Annotated in this window: 19 protein-coding genes and 1 pseudogene; 15 read left to right on the top strand and 5 right to left on the bottom strand. The window is 36.3% G+C overall.

Going from position 1 to position 17,367, the window contains the following annotated elements; genetic code table 11:
* Positions 1 to 114 precede the first annotated feature (114 nt).
* Positions 115 to 1,224, bottom strand: coding sequence for a hypothetical protein (locus V6S17_RS05400; protein ID WP_141690174.1), 1,110 nt, complete (start codon positions 1,222 to 1,224; stop codon positions 115 to 117).
* Positions 1,225 to 1,414: 190 nt separating this feature from the next.
* Positions 1,415 to 1,948 carry a hypothetical protein gene (locus tag V6S17_RS05405; RefSeq protein ID WP_211250383.1) on the bottom strand — a complete coding sequence of 178 codons (534 nt, stop codon included), beginning with the start codon at positions 1,946 to 1,948 and terminating at the stop codon, positions 1,415 to 1,417.
* 553 nt (positions 1,949 to 2,501) lie between these two features.
* Between V6S17_RS05405 and V6S17_RS05410 the strand changes: the two genes are divergently transcribed.
* Genes V6S17_RS05410 through V6S17_RS05420 form a run of 3 tightly spaced genes read left to right on the top strand, consistent with a single transcriptional unit; the run spans position 2,502 to position 6,207 of the window.
* Entirely contained in the window at positions 2,502 to 4,547 is a 2,046-nt protein-coding gene (locus V6S17_RS05410) for a BglG family transcription antiterminator (RefSeq protein ID WP_029092548.1), read from the top strand.
* A complete protein-coding gene (locus V6S17_RS05415) occupies positions 4,540 to 4,821 on the top strand; it encodes a PTS sugar transporter subunit IIB (protein WP_029092547.1) in 282 nt (93 codons plus the stop codon). Before V6S17_RS05410 ends, V6S17_RS05415 begins: the two co-directional genes overlap by 8 nt.
* 21 nt (positions 4,822 to 4,842) lie before the next feature.
* The gene (locus V6S17_RS05420) at positions 4,843 to 6,207 is read left to right on the top strand and encodes a PTS ascorbate transporter subunit IIC (RefSeq protein ID WP_029092546.1); all 1,365 of its coding nucleotides are present in this window, start codon (positions 4,843 to 4,845) and stop codon (positions 6,205 to 6,207) included.
* A 154-nt stretch (positions 6,208 to 6,361) separates the two neighbouring features.
* On the opposite strand, the gene V6S17_RS05425 is transcribed toward V6S17_RS05420, so the two are convergent.
* Positions 6,362 to 6,703 carry a DoxX family protein gene (locus V6S17_RS05425; RefSeq protein WP_029092545.1) on the bottom strand — a complete coding sequence of 114 codons (342 nt, stop codon included), beginning with the start codon at positions 6,701 to 6,703 and terminating at the stop codon, positions 6,362 to 6,364.
* Positions 6,704 to 6,845: 142 nt separating this feature from the next.
* Here V6S17_RS05425 and V6S17_RS05430 point away from each other — a divergent pair, with 142 nt between their 5' ends.
* Both V6S17_RS05430 and V6S17_RS05435 read left to right on the top strand, forming a co-directional pair.
* Positions 6,846 to 7,187, top strand: a complete 342-nt coding sequence (locus tag V6S17_RS05430; RefSeq protein ID WP_029092544.1) for a winged helix-turn-helix transcriptional regulator — start codon at positions 6,846 to 6,848, stop codon at positions 7,185 to 7,187.
* Between the two features lie 100 nt (positions 7,188 to 7,287).
* Positions 7,288 to 7,548 carry a hypothetical protein gene (locus V6S17_RS05435; RefSeq protein ID WP_029092543.1) on the top strand — a complete coding sequence of 87 codons (261 nt, stop codon included), beginning with the start codon at positions 7,288 to 7,290 and terminating at the stop codon, positions 7,546 to 7,548.
* Positions 7,549 to 7,644: 96 nt separating this feature from the next.
* Here V6S17_RS05435 and V6S17_RS05440 read toward each other — a convergent pair whose 3' ends face one another.
* Complete coding sequence (locus V6S17_RS05440) at positions 7,645 to 8,205, bottom strand: GNAT family N-acetyltransferase (protein WP_036027743.1); 561 nt, start codon at positions 8,203 to 8,205, stop codon at positions 7,645 to 7,647.
* A gap of 131 nt (positions 8,206 to 8,336) precedes the next feature.
* On the bottom strand, positions 8,337 to 9,824 hold the full coding sequence (locus V6S17_RS05445; RefSeq protein WP_029092541.1) for a DHA2 family efflux MFS transporter permease subunit: 1,488 nt from the start codon (positions 9,822 to 9,824) through the stop codon (positions 8,337 to 8,339).
* Positions 9,825 to 10,018: 194 nt separating this feature from the next.
* On the opposite strand from V6S17_RS05445, the gene V6S17_RS05450 reads away from it, so the two are divergent.
* The 10 genes and pseudogenes from V6S17_RS05450 to V6S17_RS05495 all read left to right on the top strand — a co-directional run bounded on the left by V6S17_RS05450 (position 10,019) and on the right by V6S17_RS05495 (position 17,362).
* Complete coding sequence (locus V6S17_RS05450; RefSeq protein ID WP_051536021.1) at positions 10,019 to 10,915, top strand: TetR/AcrR family transcriptional regulator; 897 nt, start codon at positions 10,019 to 10,021, stop codon at positions 10,913 to 10,915.
* A gap of 97 nt (positions 10,916 to 11,012) precedes the next feature.
* Positions 11,013 to 12,134: a glycerate kinase gene (locus V6S17_RS05455; RefSeq protein WP_029092540.1), complete on the top strand. Its 1,122-nt coding sequence runs from the start codon at positions 11,013 to 11,015 to the stop codon at positions 12,132 to 12,134.
* Between the two features lie 774 nt (positions 12,135 to 12,908).
* Positions 12,909 to 13,103 (top strand): hypothetical protein, encoded by a 195-nt coding sequence (locus tag V6S17_RS05460; protein ID WP_211250381.1) that lies wholly within the window; start codon positions 12,909 to 12,911, stop codon positions 13,101 to 13,103.
* 47 nt (positions 13,104 to 13,150) lie between these two features.
* Positions 13,151 to 13,888: a helix-turn-helix domain-containing protein gene (locus tag V6S17_RS05465; RefSeq protein ID WP_211250379.1), complete on the top strand. Its 738-nt coding sequence runs from the start codon at positions 13,151 to 13,153 to the stop codon at positions 13,886 to 13,888.
* Positions 13,889 to 13,903: 15 nt separating this feature from the next.
* Positions 13,904 to 14,764: pseudogene (locus V6S17_RS05470) on the top strand (transcriptional antiterminator); the annotation flags it as partial.
* A 15-nt stretch (positions 14,765 to 14,779) separates the two neighbouring features.
* A complete protein-coding gene (locus tag V6S17_RS05475) occupies positions 14,780 to 15,112 on the top strand; it encodes a PRD domain-containing protein (RefSeq protein WP_029092539.1) in 333 nt (110 codons plus the stop codon).
* A 25-nt stretch (positions 15,113 to 15,137) separates the two neighbouring features.
* On the top strand, positions 15,138 to 15,488 hold the full coding sequence (locus V6S17_RS05480) for a glycine-rich SFCGS family protein (RefSeq protein WP_029092538.1): 351 nt from the start codon (positions 15,138 to 15,140) through the stop codon (positions 15,486 to 15,488).
* Positions 15,489 to 15,511: 23 nt separating this feature from the next.
* A complete protein-coding gene (locus V6S17_RS05485) occupies positions 15,512 to 15,877 on the top strand; it encodes a DUF4312 family protein (RefSeq protein WP_029092537.1) in 366 nt (121 codons plus the stop codon).
* A 33-nt stretch (positions 15,878 to 15,910) separates the two neighbouring features.
* Entirely contained in the window at positions 15,911 to 16,693 is a 783-nt protein-coding gene (locus V6S17_RS05490) for a DUF4311 domain-containing protein (protein ID WP_029092536.1), read from the top strand.
* A gap of 18 nt (positions 16,694 to 16,711) precedes the next feature.
* Positions 16,712 to 17,362 (top strand): DUF4310 family protein, encoded by a 651-nt coding sequence (locus tag V6S17_RS05495; RefSeq protein ID WP_029092535.1) that lies wholly within the window; start codon positions 16,712 to 16,714, stop codon positions 17,360 to 17,362.
* Positions 17,363 to 17,367: the final 5 nt, after the last annotated feature.

Consider the following 17,367-nt stretch of genomic DNA (forward strand, 5'->3'; position numbering starts at 1 on the left):
TTCTGGAGGTCGCTATTTTTATGGGGAAATATAGTTTTGAATTTAATTTGAAAATTGTTAATGACATTTCAAACGGATAAGGAGGTTATAAAATGTTTTTTTAAAAGATGGCGGCTATTTTTTAACCTTAAAGTTAGAGAGGTACATACCGGAGATCGTTAACGGAAACATAACGTTAGTCGTGCTTTTCAAATGCAATGTTCCATCAGATTTTAATGTGTATTCTTTCAGCAAATTATTTGTATCATTTTCCTCAAAGAGATACAGCGAATCTTTCTTAATATCAATATATCTATTTGTCGTATCGTTTGCTAATGTTTGTTTGGTTAATGTGAGCGTTTTTAAATCTACTTGGTGTAAAATACCTGTGGCATCTAAAAAATAGCAATTTTCTTTAAATAGAAAGACAGAATTAGTATTACTATAAGGTGTTAATTCAGATATTTCATCGCTTGTTTTATAGCTTAAAAGCTTTTTCTTAGTTATTTTATTATCAGGAAGATTAATCATCACGAAGTTCACTTTGCCAATACCATCATCTTCGACAAATAAGAGTGACTCATTATAATAAATTAAATCGCCAATGATATGAGACTCACCATTGTTAGTTCCTTGAAAATAAAGTTTTTTAGCAGGGGTGAGTTGGTCATTTTTTGATGTAACAGTGTAAATAGTCATCCGATTGTTTTCATCCCGATCAGACATTAAAAATAGTGTATTATTTGAATGACCGACATTCGAGATTATATCTTTAATTATAAGCTGATTATTTTTTGTAGCGTTATATAACGTTGTATTGTAGGAGTTGTCATCGCCATAACCACTATTATTTATATGAACTATATCACTTCCAAATTTAAATGAACTGATACTCATGCTTTCAAACTTACGCTTCTTTTTATACGTTTGAAGATTATTTTCATCATAGGCAAACATTGTTTCTGTATCTGATGAGTGTAGTGTGTTTTCATCGTAAAAAATAATGCCATTATCAATCCCTGTAGTAGAAATTTTATTTTTTATTGTGGAGTCTTGATATGAAATTATTTTACCTTTGTTGATGCCAGAAGTCATATCTTTCGTGAAATATAAGGAGAATGCTATTTTGTTATTATCAGTTGTTGAGGTATCTGTAGTGTTCGTTATTATGTGATATAAAACCACAGTCAAAATAATGATGAGCGTACTGCTTATTAGTGTGACCTTTATTTTTCTATTCATCATTTAATCGTTTTATAGGTGTGCGTATAGTTCGAATCACGAATATCTTTTGGATAAACACCAGCACCCTTATCTTTATCAATATCGATATCAGCTTTTAAGATGTAAGCACTCCAAACAAGTTTAGAACAATTTTTTGCACCATATTTGCCTGTTTTTCTATTTGTAGCAAAGTTTTTAGAGTATTTTTCACCTACTTGTGAGTTTGCCCAATTAGCGGCGGCAGTGCATTTTTTTTGAGATACTTTGACATCTTGCATGACTGTGTTTTTTCAACATTACGCCCGTTGTAGGCAATATTGCGTACACCAGTTTTAGGAATACTTTCAACTATACGATCCTTTTTGACATAGATACCGTTGTGTCCATGAGGGATCCCTAAAGTAGAAGAGGGTGTATAAAAGACATCACCAACATATTTGGACTTAGAAAGCTTATACTTGCCAGAGCTAGCTCCTCTAGTTGTGTGAGTTTGGTTCATTTGTTCGGAACGATCCTCTTTAATTTTAGACTCAAGCTCAGCTGTTAATTGTTTTTCTGCTTCATCAACGCTTAACGACGTATTTGTTGCATAGTTAGCAACGATTATTTTTGCTTCGTCCAATGTTAAAGTGGTTTCTAATGCTTTTAAATTAGCTCCAGTAGTGTTGGCGTTTGTTTCTTGTATCGGTAAACATACTGTGAAAATAGTTGCTAAAACAACGAGTGATATAACTTTTTTAATCATCTAATCCCTCCTATTTTTAATGTCTATTAAACATATTGCTAATTATAGCTTAATAGTGTGAATAGTTTTGGTTATTTTTTGACACGCTTTAAGTTCTAATATAGCAACTTAGAGATACTGAACACTTTTTTTAAAAAAGTATTTACATAAAGCCCATTTTACAATAATAATGTCCTGTTTTTTCTTATAACAAGAACGTTTTTAACTGTAAAAAAATGACAAACGCAAGCTATTAAATAGAGTCAAACTGTTAAAAGGCGGATAAAGCCACTTTTTAAGTCAAACGCTTATAAAATATCGTTTAGATATAGAACGAAAGAAGAAGGTTAACGACTATTCAAAGGGTCTTATCGTTCTCAAAAACGCATCAATCAATTGTAATTGGTTTGGTATACTAGAAAATAAGCACAGCATCTAAAGTCATGTGGGATAAGGTCTTATAAACCATCCGCCCAATAAAAAGGAAATTGGCTCTAATATTTAGTGCTTAAAATAGATTGAATAAAGAAAGCGGTTACAATAGACTGAAAGTAGAGATAGGAGAGGCATACACATGTTAGATTCTAAATTTGTTACGACAGTGACATTATTGTTGACGCACTCAACTTTGTCGATTGCAGAGTTTGCAATTGAGCAGCAAGTAACGAAAAAACAAGCGTGGTATGAAATAGAGCAGTTAAATAAGCGACTTGCTGCGTTATCACTCCCACGGGTTACGATTAAAGAGGGACATATTAGTGTACCAGCCACATTAAAAACTGACTGGACGACAATACAAGCACAAGAACTTTTGCTAGACGGCGAAGAGCGTATACATATGGTGATCTTATATACGTATTTGAGGCAAGAGTGGGTGTCTAACGCACATTATCAACAGTTATTGAATATGAGTAAGAACTCAGTCGTGCTCGCCTTAAAAAGAGTGAAGTCCTCTTTATCAGTATTTGATTTAACGCTAAAATACTCACGTAAAGAAGGGTATGTTATTTCAGGTCCTGAACACGATATTCGTCGATGTATTGATGCCAGTTTAAACAGCTTACGAAAATCACCGCACGCGGGTCAATTACTCGATTTAATTTTTGCGAGATGGCAGCTACCAGATGATAAACAGGCATTAAGAGAATTTGTGATGTCACTTGCTGCAAAATATGATGTGCGTTTCGTTAATGAACGGTTTGAACATGTGATTCAGCTCCTACTTTTTATCAAACATGGTGAACAGCAACATGAATTAGTTTATTCGCCACAACAATTGCAATACATTCAAAGCGTAACCATGCAACAAATGGCTGAAGAGGTGGCGACGTATCTAGGCTTAACTAACGATAGGTCTGGTAACGTGATTTTCGTCACCGCTCAGTTATTATCAAGTTTGCAAGGTAAGCAAGGATTGGTGCAAGAAAAAGCGTTTTTAGTATTAACAGAGGCTATCATAAATGAGGTGCAACGCTACACGTTAAACAGTTTTGAAGCATCACAAACATTAATTGATAGTTTATATGAGCATTTAGTCCCTTGCTATTTTCGTCTATTATTTGGAACACCGCTTCATAACCCTTATGTTAAAACGATACAAGACGAGTACACGGATTTATATGAACTTGTAAAAAAGGGATTGCGACCTTTAGAGGAAGCGGTCAAACAACCGTTAACCGCTGATGAAATTGCTTACTTTACCATTCATTTTGGTGGACAGTTACAATTGCCGACTGAAACTAAAAGTATCCGCGCATTGGCAGTATGCCCTAACGGTGTCAGTTCTTCTTTGATCATGGTATACCAACTGCGTTTGTTATTCCCAAATATTACGTTTCAACCCGTACACAGCGTATCAGAAGTAGCAGATTTAGCAGCGGGTACATTTGATTTAATTTTCTCGACTGTTCATTTTGTTACAACACAACCCTTATACGTTATTAAACCGATATTGAACCCTGTTGAAAAAGAGATGTTAAAAAAACAATTACGTCATGATTTTAATTGGCAACCTGCACAAGCAGCTGTCAATGTCAGTGATGTCATGTCAGTTGTACAGCGTTATGCTTCAGTGAAAGATGAACAGGCGCTCTTTAAGGCACTATCTGACTTGATGAATTTAAAAAGACAAGATCAAGGAGGGATTAACTTGCATGAATTAGTAACCACAGACTTTATTCAACAAACCGAGCAGCAACTCACATGGCAAGAAGCAATCAAACAAGCAGCACAGCCATTATTAGTGAATGATTATATTAGTGACGGTTATATTGAAGCGATGATAACAATGGTGGAAGATGTTGGACCTTACATCGTGATTGCACCACATGTTGCCATTCCGCATGCTCGACCAGAAAGTGGCAGTAAGAAATTAGGGATGAGTCTTTTACAATTAAAACACCCCGTCGATTTTGATTTACGACATGACGGTGATGATGATTATCAGGTGCAATTGGTGTTCGTATTGAGTGCAGTAGACAGTGAAAGTCATTTAACGGCTTTGAAGCAATTATCCAATATCCTCGAAGATGAAGAAACGATTGCCGAACTGGTAGTCGCTCCAACAATTGAAGCAATTTATAGCATTATTAAAACAAAAGGGAGTGTTGACAATGATTAAAGTTGTAACAGTATGTGGGAATGGAATTGGTAGCAGTTTAATGTTGAAATTAAAAATTGAAGAATTAGCGAAGGAAAATGGCATTGAAATTGATGCGGAATCTATTGATTCTAATGCAGCGGTAGGCAAAGATGCTGATTTATTTGTGACAGTGAAAGAATTTGCTGATATTTTTAAAGCGGATCAAAAAGTTGTTTTTACACGCAGCTACATGAACCGCAAAAAAATTAAAGAAGATGTGTTACCAACACTATTGGAAATGGCTCAAAAATAAACGTACAGAGGAGGAACTAAAATGGCATTTTTAGAATTTCTTAAAGATATGTTAAGTGAACCGGCAATTTTGATGGGGCTTGTGGCGATGGTAGGTTTGATTGCATTGAAGTCACCGGGTCATAAAGTGCTGACAGGAACATTAGGACCGATTTTAGGTTATTTGATGTTAGCGGCCGGTGCCAATGTAATTTCGAGTAATTTGGAACCGCTTTCGAAGATGATTGAAGCAGGTTTCCATATTAAAGGTGTTGTTCCTAATAATGAAGCGATCACTTCAGTGGCTCAGGATTTATTAGGTGTCGAAACGATGAGTATTCTCGTTGTAGGTCTTTTATTTAACTTATTAATTGCACGTATTACGCGTTATAAATATGTTTTCCTAACAGGTCACCATAGTTTCTTTATGGCTTGTCTCTTATCAGCTGTTTTAGGTGCAACAGGCTTCAGTGGCTGGAAAATGGTCTTGTTAGGTGGTTTCTTCCTCGGTGCATGGTCAGCAATTTCACCAGCAATCGGGCAACGCTTTACGCTTAAAGTGACTGATGGTGATGAAGTTGCACTGGGTCACTTTGGCAGCTTAGGCTATTACTTGTCAGCAGTGATTGGTAAAGCTGTAGGTGGAAAAAGTGCGAGTACAGAAGATATTAAAGTGCCTGAAAAATTTAGTTTCCTACGCAACACAACAATTTCGACAGGTTTAACAATGGTTGTCTTTTATCTGATTGCTGCGATTGCAGCAGGTAGCGATTTCGTCTCTACTATATCGGATGGTAAGTCACCTTATATCTTTGCTGTATTAAGTGGTTTACAATTTGCAGTCGGTGTAGCCATTGTTTATGCAGGTGTTCGTATGATTCTTGCAGATTTAATTCCTGCTTTCCAAGGAATTGCAACAAAACTAATTCCTAACGCAGTACCAGCAGTTGATTGTGCTGTCTTCTTCCCTTATGCACCAACAGCAGTCATTATCGGGTTTGTTAGTAGTTTTGTAGGTGGTTTAGTTGGAATGTTTATTCTTGGAGCTGCCGGAGGCGTTTTAATTATTCCAGGCTTAGTACCGCATTTCTTCTGTGGTGCAACAGCAGGTATTTTTGGAAATGCAACAGGTGGGCGTCGTGGAGCTATGGTAGGTGCGTTTGTTAACGGTTTATTACTTGCATTCTTACCAGCACTATTATTACCAGTGCTTGGTGACCTTGGATTTAGTAATACAACCTTCGGTGATGTTGACTTTGGTGTTATCGGAATTGCACTCGGTAAATTGGGCGACATGATGGGATCATTTGGTGTATACGGTTTAGCGATTGTACTTGTCATTGTATTAGCTTTACCAAGTATTCTCCGTCCTTCAAAAGTAGCAGTCAATAATATTGAAGAAGAATAAAGATGGGTAGTAGATTCGGTTGATAACATTAATTTTGAGAGATAGTATCTAGCAAAAATAGTATTTGAAACAATCAGGTAGTATACAAAATAAAACCTATAGAGATCACTTTTTAGTGCCAACTCTATAGGTTTTTTTGATTGTCATTTTTAGGTTAGGCAATGATTACAATAATAATAGCAAAAATCCCAACGAAAATAATCGGTAACATTTTAACAAAATCATCTTTTGCACGTATATGTGCCAAAGTGCCTCCGATAGCTACACAGATAGTAAGCACAGCTCCAATTAATAGTGTGATAGGGAACCAAAATCCTAGTATTAATAAAATAACAATTAGAATTTCAACAATACCAGTAACACGCACAAACCAAGCAGGTAAACCGTAGGCTTCGAAGCCTTTTTCATATTCGGTACCACCTTTTACTTTTCCAGCGCCAGACATTAAAAATATAAGTGCTAATATGACTTGTAGTATCATTTGAAAAATAACCATTCCTCACGCATCCTTTAATTATAATTTAATCACTATCAAAAATAATAACTTGTTATCGATAAATGACTAAGGTTATAATACAATATATCTTTTAAGTTTGTAAGGAGGCACTTTATAGTGACCTGGTATCTAAAGAGTAACCATGGATGAAAAAATCGGCACAAATGCGATTGAAAAATCATTAGAAATTTTCACCGGGAAATGGAAAGTCATCATTTTATTTCAAATTTTTCAATATGAAACGCTACGATTTAGTGAATTACAACGACTGATTCCTTCAATCACGAAAAAAATGTTAAGTGGGCAACTACGAGATCTAGAAAAAAACGGTATTTTGAAAAGAGAAGTATTCCCTGAAATCCCGCCAAAAGTGGAGTATTCAGTTACTGCACATGGAAAAACACTAACCCCTTTACTTTCAGAAATGCATCGATGGGGAAGTGAACATATCGATTACATTGAAGAAGGTAATCCCCTCAACTAAAGATTACGTGTAATTATAAAACAAACGAGTAGATATGGCTCTCACTAGTTGATTGAATCTGTCTACGTCTTTTGATTTACGACAAAAAAGAGGTGAAACGGTGTTTATTATTGATATGAAAAAAGATGATTATCAATTTTTAATGGAAGTATCTCCTACAATTTTTGAAGGGTTTATCCAAGATATCAAGGTTGAGGAAGATAAGTTCAGGTTGTATTTTGAAAATTATGCTAGTTACGATAAATTTGACACGAACTACAACTGTGCAATTGTTCATTTTGGGATGATTAATCAAGATTTTTTGAATGAAACAGGTGAAAGAATGCAAAGAATTTATGATTTAATGATATATGCAGACTAACTTTTAATTTATTTTTATAGTTAGTTTTTTTATGGGGAAATTTAAACAGCCACGCTATAGTTACGTGGCTGTTTAAGTAAGGTAAACACAGAGTCATTAGTGATATTCTGTTTTTAAGATAGAGTAATAACTGTAGTCACAAAATTTCCCTTTAAAGAATTTATCTTGCCGTAAAGTACCTTCATAGGTCATATTAAGTCGTTTCATCACTGCCCCTGATTGGGGGTTTTTCACATCATGTAACGAAAAAACTTTATTTAAACGTAAGGTATTGAAAGCTAAATCAAGTATTAATGCACCGGCTTCGGTCATATACCCGTTTCCCTGACAGGCTTTATTAAGAACATAACCAATTTCTGCTTTTGAATCGTTTTCATTAACACGTAAATCAAACGTACCAATCATTTTGTTTTCTGAACGTAATTCAATGGCAAATTTTCCAATGGGATCAGACATAAAATAAGTACCAATACCCAAAATGCTTTCTTCAATAGTGGCATGTGTTTCAAAGACGAATTCAGTTGTTTCAGGATCATGTCCATATTCATATAAATCAGCGGCATCATCGAATGTAATAGGACGTAGAATAATTCTTTCGCCAGGAATAACAGTGTTTTGTGCCAATAAAAGTTGTGTTTGCGTACGTTCTGCTGTCATAATTAGCCTCCTATCAGTTAAATTGAGACTAGTATACCATATATATTAGTGGTCTTACAAAATAGAAAAAGCATCTTGACAAGAATCGTCAAAATGCTAATTTAATTCGTTTCATTGTTCTGCAGTTCGTCTTACTTTTCAGAAGTAGGTGCTTTTGCGCGTTTAATAAAGAATGAGGCAATTAACGCAATGACAGCTACAAATGCTGAAACTAGGAAAGCATCATTAATCCCTTCGATAGTTGCTTTCATTGTGATTAATTCTTTTAAGTGTGCTAAAGCTTCTGGAGACGTTGCGGCTTGTAATTGTTTGGCAGCATCTGCAAACAGTTCTTTACCGTGGGTGACACTTCGATTCGACATAATCGTTACGAGTAATGAACCACCAATCGCACCAGATACTTGTTGAATGGTTGAGTTTACAGCAGTACCATGTGGCGTGTATTTAGCTGGTAAAGCATTAAGACCATTTGTCATAACAGGCATCATTACCATTGAAATACCAAACATACGAATAGAGTAAAGCCAGATTAACTGAGTATAAGTGGTATCTAATGTAAGTTTTGCAAAGAAATAGGTGGTAACAATTGTAATTGATAATCCGATAATAGCCAAGATGCGGCCACCAAAACGATCAAATAAACGTCCTGTAATAGGTGACATAATCCCCATTACGATTGCCCCCGGCAATAATAGTAAACCAGAGTCTAACGGTGAAATGCCTCGAATGTTTTGTAAGTAGATGGGCATCAACAGCATTGCTGAGAACATTGCCATGTTGAGTGTGAATGAAATGACAGTTGATAAGGCAAACATTGGGTATTTAAAGACATGAAAATCGAGCATAGGTTCTTCTAATTTGAATTGACGCCATACGAGTGAAATTAAGCTGATAACACCTACTACTAAAGATGTAATAACAATCGCATCGCTCCAACCTTTATTACCTGCTGAACTGAAGCCGTATAAAATACCTCCGAATCCAAATGTTGAGAAGATAACCGATAAGATATCAATACTACCAGGGAGACTTTCTTTTTTATCATGTAATCTAAAGACAGCGATTAATAAGATGATAAATGCAATCGGTGCAATCATGAAGAATAACATCGGCCATTCATAATTTTGGATGATCCAACCTGAAAGTGTAGGTCCAATTGCTGGAGCGAAAATCATTACAAGACCAAAAAGTCCCATCGCGCTCCCGCGTTTTTCAGGTGGAAAACTTGTTAACATTACGTTCATCAAAAGTGGCATCATAATTGCTGCCCCAGAAGCTTGAACCATACGACCCGTTAATAGAATACTGAAACTTCCTGCAAAACCGGCAATTAAAGTACCTGTTGTGAACAACGCCATCGCAGTAATGAACAGTTGACGCGCAGAGAATTTTTTAATTAAAAAGGCTGTGGTTGGCACTAAAATACCATTAACGAGCATATAACCCGTAGATAACCATTGTACCGTTGCAGCTGAGACGTTAAAATCCTTCATAATTGAAGGCAACGCGATGTTAAGTAGCGTATTGCTGAGTAACGCTACGAAAGCCCCTAACATTAAGACCACTAGGACCCCGTAGGCTACTTTAGGTTTGTTGGTTTGTGTGTGTGTTTCTGACATTATATTCATTTCTCCTTTTAATTGAAATTACGATTGGAACGATAGTACATTTTATGAACTATCAGTTTATGTATGAGCTAATAGTACACCGATTATTAGTGGATTGCAAGGTTTTTATACTAGCGGTTTATTATTGGACTAATTGTACATGTGTTATAATAACCCTATTATTCGATTGAAAGGATGCGCTCAATATGAACAAACGCAAAATGCATGTCATCGATACTGCCCGTGAGCTTTTTATAAAACACGGTTATCATGCCACATCAATTCAAGATATATTAGAAGCAAGTGGTATTTCAAAAGGTTCATTCTACAATTATTTTTCATCAAAATCTGAATTATTTCAGTCGGTTTTTTCATCGATGTTTGCACTGTTACGTGAACGCCGAGATGCTTTGGTAGTAGGCAAAGACTTGAAAGATCCCACTATTTTCATTGAACAAATGGTATTGTTGATGGGGAATAACGATAAAATTAAAATACAAGAATTAATTAATGATGTGATGATTTCAAATGATTTAGAACTCATCGCCTTTATTAAAAATTTCCGCTACTTTATGATTGTTTGGGTCAATGAGCGTTTGATGGATATTTTACCATCAGACAAAAAAGAACATTCCTTTGATGTGACACTGCAATTCATGGGATTAACGCATATGATGTTTGAAATGAATCGTGCGGTGAATAAAAAATACACAAATGAGGAAATGATACGGTACGCATTGGATCAGTCATTATTATTGGTACAACATAGTGATGTAATGGCGACACCTTTGTTTACCAATCAAGATATCGCTGATTATTTTCCGCAAATTGAAGGCGGTATTGATAATAAACGTCGTTTAACTTTAGTTACGATGAATTTAAAAAAAGCGCTAGATACTAAAAGTAATCTTTCAGAAGGTGATAACGATTATCTAACAAAAATGTTGTTCTTTATCCAAAAAAATATTTTGGACGAAAATTTCAGTGACGATTTTATTTTTGAAAGTTTTACACTATCGATAGAGAAGGTTTTACATAATAAAGAGATAGAAGAATATTGTGTCTATAGAACATTTTTAAGAGAATTATTAAACGAACGTTAAATGAAGTCTATTTATATTCGAAAAATAGGTTAATTATTACTATAAGAGGATATATAACTAAGAGAGAAGGTTTTTAAAACAACAATGGGGTGAGTCTATGAATATTATCATTGCGATGGATTCAATGAAAAGTGCGTTAACAAGTGAAGCAGCTAATCGTATTATTGCAGATATTGTGACAACAAGAGGTCATCATGCACTATCATTTACAATGGCGGATGGTGGCGAGGGTACAGCTGAGGCCTTCATGTCAGGTCAATCAGACGGTGAATGGTGTCATGTCGTTACGGTATCACCCGCTTTTAAAAAAATCGAAGCAAAGTATGGCTGGGTCCCTACTGAAAAAACGGCTTATATTGATGTGAGTGCTGCGTCAGGTATTCAGTATGCATCAGCTGATACACATCCATTGAATCGTACAAGTGCAGGAACCGGTCATTTAATGCGCGATGCATTGGATAAAGGGGCACAAAAAATTGTGCTTGGTTTAGGTGGTAGTGCAACAATTGATGGGGGGATTGGCTTAGTGACTGTTCTAGGCGGTCAATTTTTTAATCGACGCGGTGAACGTTTACAGGGGTGTGGTGCTGATCTCGGTGAAGTGGCTTATATTGATTTATCTCTCTTAGATAAACGATTAGCCAACACAACCATCATTGGTGCCAGTGATGTTACGAACCCTTTGATTGGTGAGAACGGTGCAGTGCGAGTATTTGGCGCCCAAAAAGGCTTATTACCTGATGAAGAAATTGCCTATGATGAAGCAATGCAGCATTATTTAGAAGTAGCAACTGGCGCGCTTACAAGCGAAGCGGGTGATGGGGCAGCTGGTGGGATTGGTTTTGCGCTCCGTTTCTTTCTAAAAGGTCAACTGCAATCTGGCGCTACGATGTTAGTAGAAGCTAATCAATTGCAGGAAGCATTGGAAACAGCAGATTTACTGATTACAGGTGAAGGTCGAATGGATAGCCAGAGTTTAATGGGAAAATTACCGATTACACTCGCACGTCAAGCTAAAGCTGCAAAAGTACCAGTTATTGCGTTTGTTGGCGGATTTGAAGGTGATGTTGCAGCAGTTGCATCTGAAGGAATTAGAGCTGTGGTACCCATTGTGCAAGGGCCAGTGACTATCCCTGAAGCGATTTCTGCGGCAGCAACTAATTTGGCAGCTGCAGTTGAACGTACTTTTATCCTATTAGAATGGGATAAAAAAAGCTGACGTACAAAAAAGTTATCATCAAATGAGTTATATTGTCGGTTATAGCTTCAAATTTAATTGATAAATAAGCTGGTTTTAATTAAGCAAACAGTCGATTCTTCAATATTGTAACTTAAATAGCTAAAATTGAAGAATAATAATGGGGTCAAACGTGTTAAATTAAAACAGTGCTAGTTAGATGTTTATCTCAAATTACACTCTCCCCAACCCTATAGGTGTAATTTAGTATCCCCAATACAGTAGATATTTAACGAATTTTTTTCCCAACTCCCTATTATAATTAATAGCACACAAAGCAACTGTGTAGAATAAAGTCATCACTTTATTCTGTGCAGTTGTTTTTTTGTTTACAAAGAATAGCGGAACCACTAATTTTCAACAAAGAAGTAGTCGATAAATAGATCTAAAAAGTAGTTCTGAAATGGACTGCTTTTTTATTTGAGTTGCAAATAGATTCCGCTAATAAGTGCATTTTATTTCAGAATAGGTGCAACATACGCAAAAAAATTTGAACAAGCAATGTATTTTTTGTATTAAAACAAGTGTGTGGATGAAAAAATAGTTACTTTTACATAAATTGTTGTCCATTAGTCACCATTTGTTCTTAATATTTGGAAGTATAATAAAAACGACTTATTAATTAATGCAATGTAATCGTTCCAAAAACTGCGCATTGCACTACTAAAAGTGCAATTAATTTGTATTGTATTGATGCAATTCCTGGTCTATATTGAATGTAGAGTGATATCACTACTACAAAAACGAGGTGACACAGTGCAGCTTTCAAAGCGCGAAATCAGTATTACGCTTACGCTCATTGATGCAAACGGACCGTTGATGACTGCCTTATTAGCAGAACAGTTCGAAATGAGTGTGCGCAGCATCAAATATGATTTAGATAATATTCGTGCGTGGTTAGAACAAAAAAACTCTCGCTCGTATCTCGAAGAAATAAAGGTATTTGGTTAGAATGGCCCGATTCAAAAAAACTTGAAATCAAAAATGAGTTGTTACATGTGGCACGTTATGCACTTTTCCCTGATCAGGAAGTACGCATTTACCGTCTGATTTTAAGGTTAGCACTAGCAGAAACGTTTTTAACTTCAGATACATTGGCTGAGGACATGTCCGTGTCACGCAATACGATTTTAAGCGACCTTGAAAAAATGGAACTTCTACTTTATGAATATGACGTTACGCTACAACGACGTAACCACTATGGTTTTTGTTTAGCAGGCGAAGAAAGTCAGATTCGATTGTTGATGGAAATTGTTATCCAAAAAGGTATGACTGATTATGATGTTTATAACATGATGCAAACGATTGTTAATCAAGAAAAAACACAAGCAACTAATTATGGAATGCCACATGAAATGGCAACGATTTTTAACGTCACATTAACAGAGATGGCACAGTTGGTTGACCAAGAAATGCTCGATCAATTTAATTACAGTGAAATTTTAGCCATCATTTTACGCGTTGCTATAGCGACAGGTCGTTTAAAAAATACGCATACAATGAAAAGTTATAAAATTCTAGATAATCAGCAACAGCTTGAACAAAAACGAGAACTGCCATTCTTATTGATGCAAGCTGTGTTTAACTACTATCACTTTCCTAATTTAGAAGATGAATATATTTATATCTTTAGTGACATATTGATTAATTATCAAGATGCCAATATTGCAGAGTTAACTACCGCATTAATTGCAGAGGTAAGTGAAAAAGAACAAGTGCCATTTAATGCAGATTAGCAGCTTTTTAATAATCTCTTTGCTCATTTATCATTAAAACTACATAAAAAACATGTTTTTGTTAATGAATACAATCCCTTTGTGGATGATATAAAGTCGAAAGATTCACACTTATTCAGACATATTCAGTTCGCTTCAGAAAAACTGATTGCCAGTTCGGCAGTGATTGTGAACGATTCGTTTGTATCTTATATAGCATTACATTTTTTAGTAGCCTATGAAAAAGCACAACCCAATCGTGATGTTGTTTCAATTGTCTATATCTGTTCAACAGGTTTGGGTGTGACAAGTTTAATCCAGCAAAAGATTATGGAAGAAGTAGCAAATGTTGAATTAGTTAGTTTTGCATCTGTCCTTAAAGCACAGGAAGTTATTAAGGAAAAAAATCCAGATTTAGTGGTTAGTATTTTTCCATTAGAAGGCATTCAACGTCCTTTTATCAAGGTACAGCCATTACCGACCGCTCAAGATATCACGATGATTAATGAGCTTGTACAAGGTGTGTTGCAAAACCGTTCCGGTGAACATAAATTAACGCGTTTAGTTGCGCGTCAACAAGTCCCCAATAAACAGGGCGTAGAAGATGAAAGTCGTGATCTTTTACTGAGTGCGTTTGTGGTTTATGAGGAATTGAAACGCCTGTTTGAAGGGCAAATTCAAAGTGGTTATGAAGAAGCTTTCTTGTTGCACGTCATGATGATGGTACATCGTATACATTTTCAATCACAGTATCAAAATGAGGACAATGTTGTCCCCGAAACATTAGTAACAAATCAAACAGATGTCTGCGCCATTGAAAAAATTATGGCTCATAATAAACTTGCAATTAATCGTGCTGAAATAACAGCACTATTACAATATGTATGCATTGAATGAAGGAGGTAAAATGTGATGATTTTACCAATAGACGCACAAATGATAATTGATGAAAGTGAAGACCGTGAGCGAACAGCAGAAGTAGTCGCTCATACATTAGCTTTAATGTCAGTCCAAGCAATAGTACCGACAGAAATACAGGTGGTTGTACTAACGAACCATCTTAATGAAATGGTTAAACGCGCGCGTTTATCAGAAAAAATGATGACGATTGATCCGAGCATGTTCAGTGACGTTTCAAGTGAATCATTAGCACTCGCAACTGAGGTTGTACAAATGATTGGTAATCTACCTGAAGATGAATTGTATTTATTATCCATTCATTTCGAAACAGCAAAATATAACTAAAAAACAATTAGAGGAGGAAATAATAATGATAACAGTCGTAATAGCAGATCGTTTAGGAAAAGGACAAAATGTAGCAAAAGGTGTGGAAGCAGCAGGCGGACGTGCCGTTGTAGTACCAGGAATGGGCGCTGACATGCGTTTAGGTGATGTGATGCAAACAGAGAAAGCTGATATTGGCATTTCCTTTTGTGGAAGTGGCGGCGCGGGCGCAATTACAGCTGCAACAAAATACGGTTATGCGGAACGTCATGGTATGCGCTCTGTAGAGGAAGGTGTTACAGCTATTAATGATGGTAAAACAGTGCTTGGTTTTGGTTTTATGGATCAAGAAGAATTAGGCCGTCGTCTTGTCGAAGCTTATATGAATAAAAAATAAAAGTGGTGAAAGAGGGATAACAGATGGCAAATGTGAAAGAAAAAACAACGGAAATTGTAACAGTTAAAGGCTCTGGCTCGCAAAAAAAACAGGCATTTGCCAGCGCTTTGAATACGATTCATAATCAAATTTTAAAATCAGCCAATGATGTCATTGTCAGAATCGAGCTCATTGATATTGAAATTATAACGGCAGAAGCTGTGAATAGTACAGAGCGCTTTCTGTTCTTCTTTATGCCACGAAAACGCGTTGATTATCATGTGGAGTTGAAAGTAACGATTGAATTAACAAAAATTATTGTTGATAAAGTGCCATTTGTTAATAAGCAAAAGAAGACATATGAACGTTTAAGTTTACCAAAACGCAAACGTAAAAAACTTGAAGTGTAAATCATACAAAAAGAAGGATAGGTGAGTACGAAAATGGAAATCCTGATTGTTTTAATGAAATCTTTACTCATTGGGGGATTGCTTGGATTTGCGGCAGCAGCAGGTGCAGCACGAATGTTTCACGCGCCAGCAAGTCAAGGTCTAGGTGCCTTTCGAACATTGGGTGAAATGAATGCCTGTGAGGGAGATGCCGCTTCGCATTTCTCATTCGGTTTAGGTTTCTTCTTCAATGCTTGGGCATCAAGTGTTGGAGCAGGTGCCTTCACACAAGATGTTACGCATCGAGTGATACCTAACTGGGCAACCGCTGTTTTACTAACGAAAAATAAAAATGTAGCAGAAACAATGCATAATCCTAAAAAAATGGGTATAGTCGGTGGTTTAATTGGAATGGTGCTAGTCGCGTTCTTAAATACAACCGCTTCAGCAATCCCAGAATCGTTACAAGTCGCTGCTGTTGCAGTATTGGTACCGGCAGCAACGATTTTAATCAATACAGTGATGCCTGTTCTATTTTGGTTAGCTGCCATTGATGCCGGTCGTCGTTCTGGTTTTTGGGGAACGATCTTGGGCGGGTTATCTCAACTCGTAATGGGTAACGCTGTACCAGGTGTTGTTTTGGGTATTTTGATTGGTAAAGGTGTGGATGATATTGGTTGGAACCGTGTGACTAAATCAATTATGGTAGCCATCATATTATTGTTCTTATTTAGTGGTTTCTTCCGAGGTTTTGATATGCAAATGATTGAAAGTTTTAAATTAACGATTCCAAACTGGTTAAACGATGTGCATAACGTCTTTAATTTCGGTAAATAATAAAAGAGGTGAAAAAGGATGACAGAAGAAGGATTGAAACGTAATTTTTGGTACGCGGATTGGTCGTTTCCCATTTTCGTAGGAATAATGGCAGCTGCCGTTTTTGCAGGAACGCACATGTATTATGTGTATGGTGTGGGTGCTTTTAACGAGGTATCGATTGTTGCAATGCTAAAAGCGGGTATGGACGGTGGTTCTTATGGTGCAGCTGCCGCTTTTGGTGCAAGTTTCTTATTTGCGCGTATTCTAGAAGGGTCACTCGTAGGGATTCTTGATTTAGGTGGGTCCATTTTAACGGGTGTAGGTATCGGTATACCAGCGATTTTTTTGAGTATGAATATCGTCGCACCGATTACTAACTTTGGTTTGGCATTATTGACGGGTGCTATTTGCGGCTTGTTAATTGGTGGTATCATCATTCTTATTCGTAAAGTCACTATTAATGGATCGAGTTCTACTTTTGGTGCAGATGTCATGATGGGTGCTGGGAATGCGGCTGGTCGCTTTTTAGGACCACTATTAATTTTATCTGCATGTACAGCGTCGATTCCAATTGGTATGGGTTCAGTACTAGGGGCATTGATTTTTTATATTTGGCGTAAACCGATTGCAGGTGGTGCGATATTAGGTGCCATGATATTTGGCGCAATTTTCCCAATTGCGTTATAAGAAAG

Origin of the sequence: Brochothrix thermosphacta DSM 20171 = FSL F6-1036 (assembly GCF_036884295.1) — a bacterium.
GTDB classification, from domain to species: Bacteria; Bacillota; Bacilli; order Lactobacillales; family Listeriaceae; genus Brochothrix; species Brochothrix thermosphacta.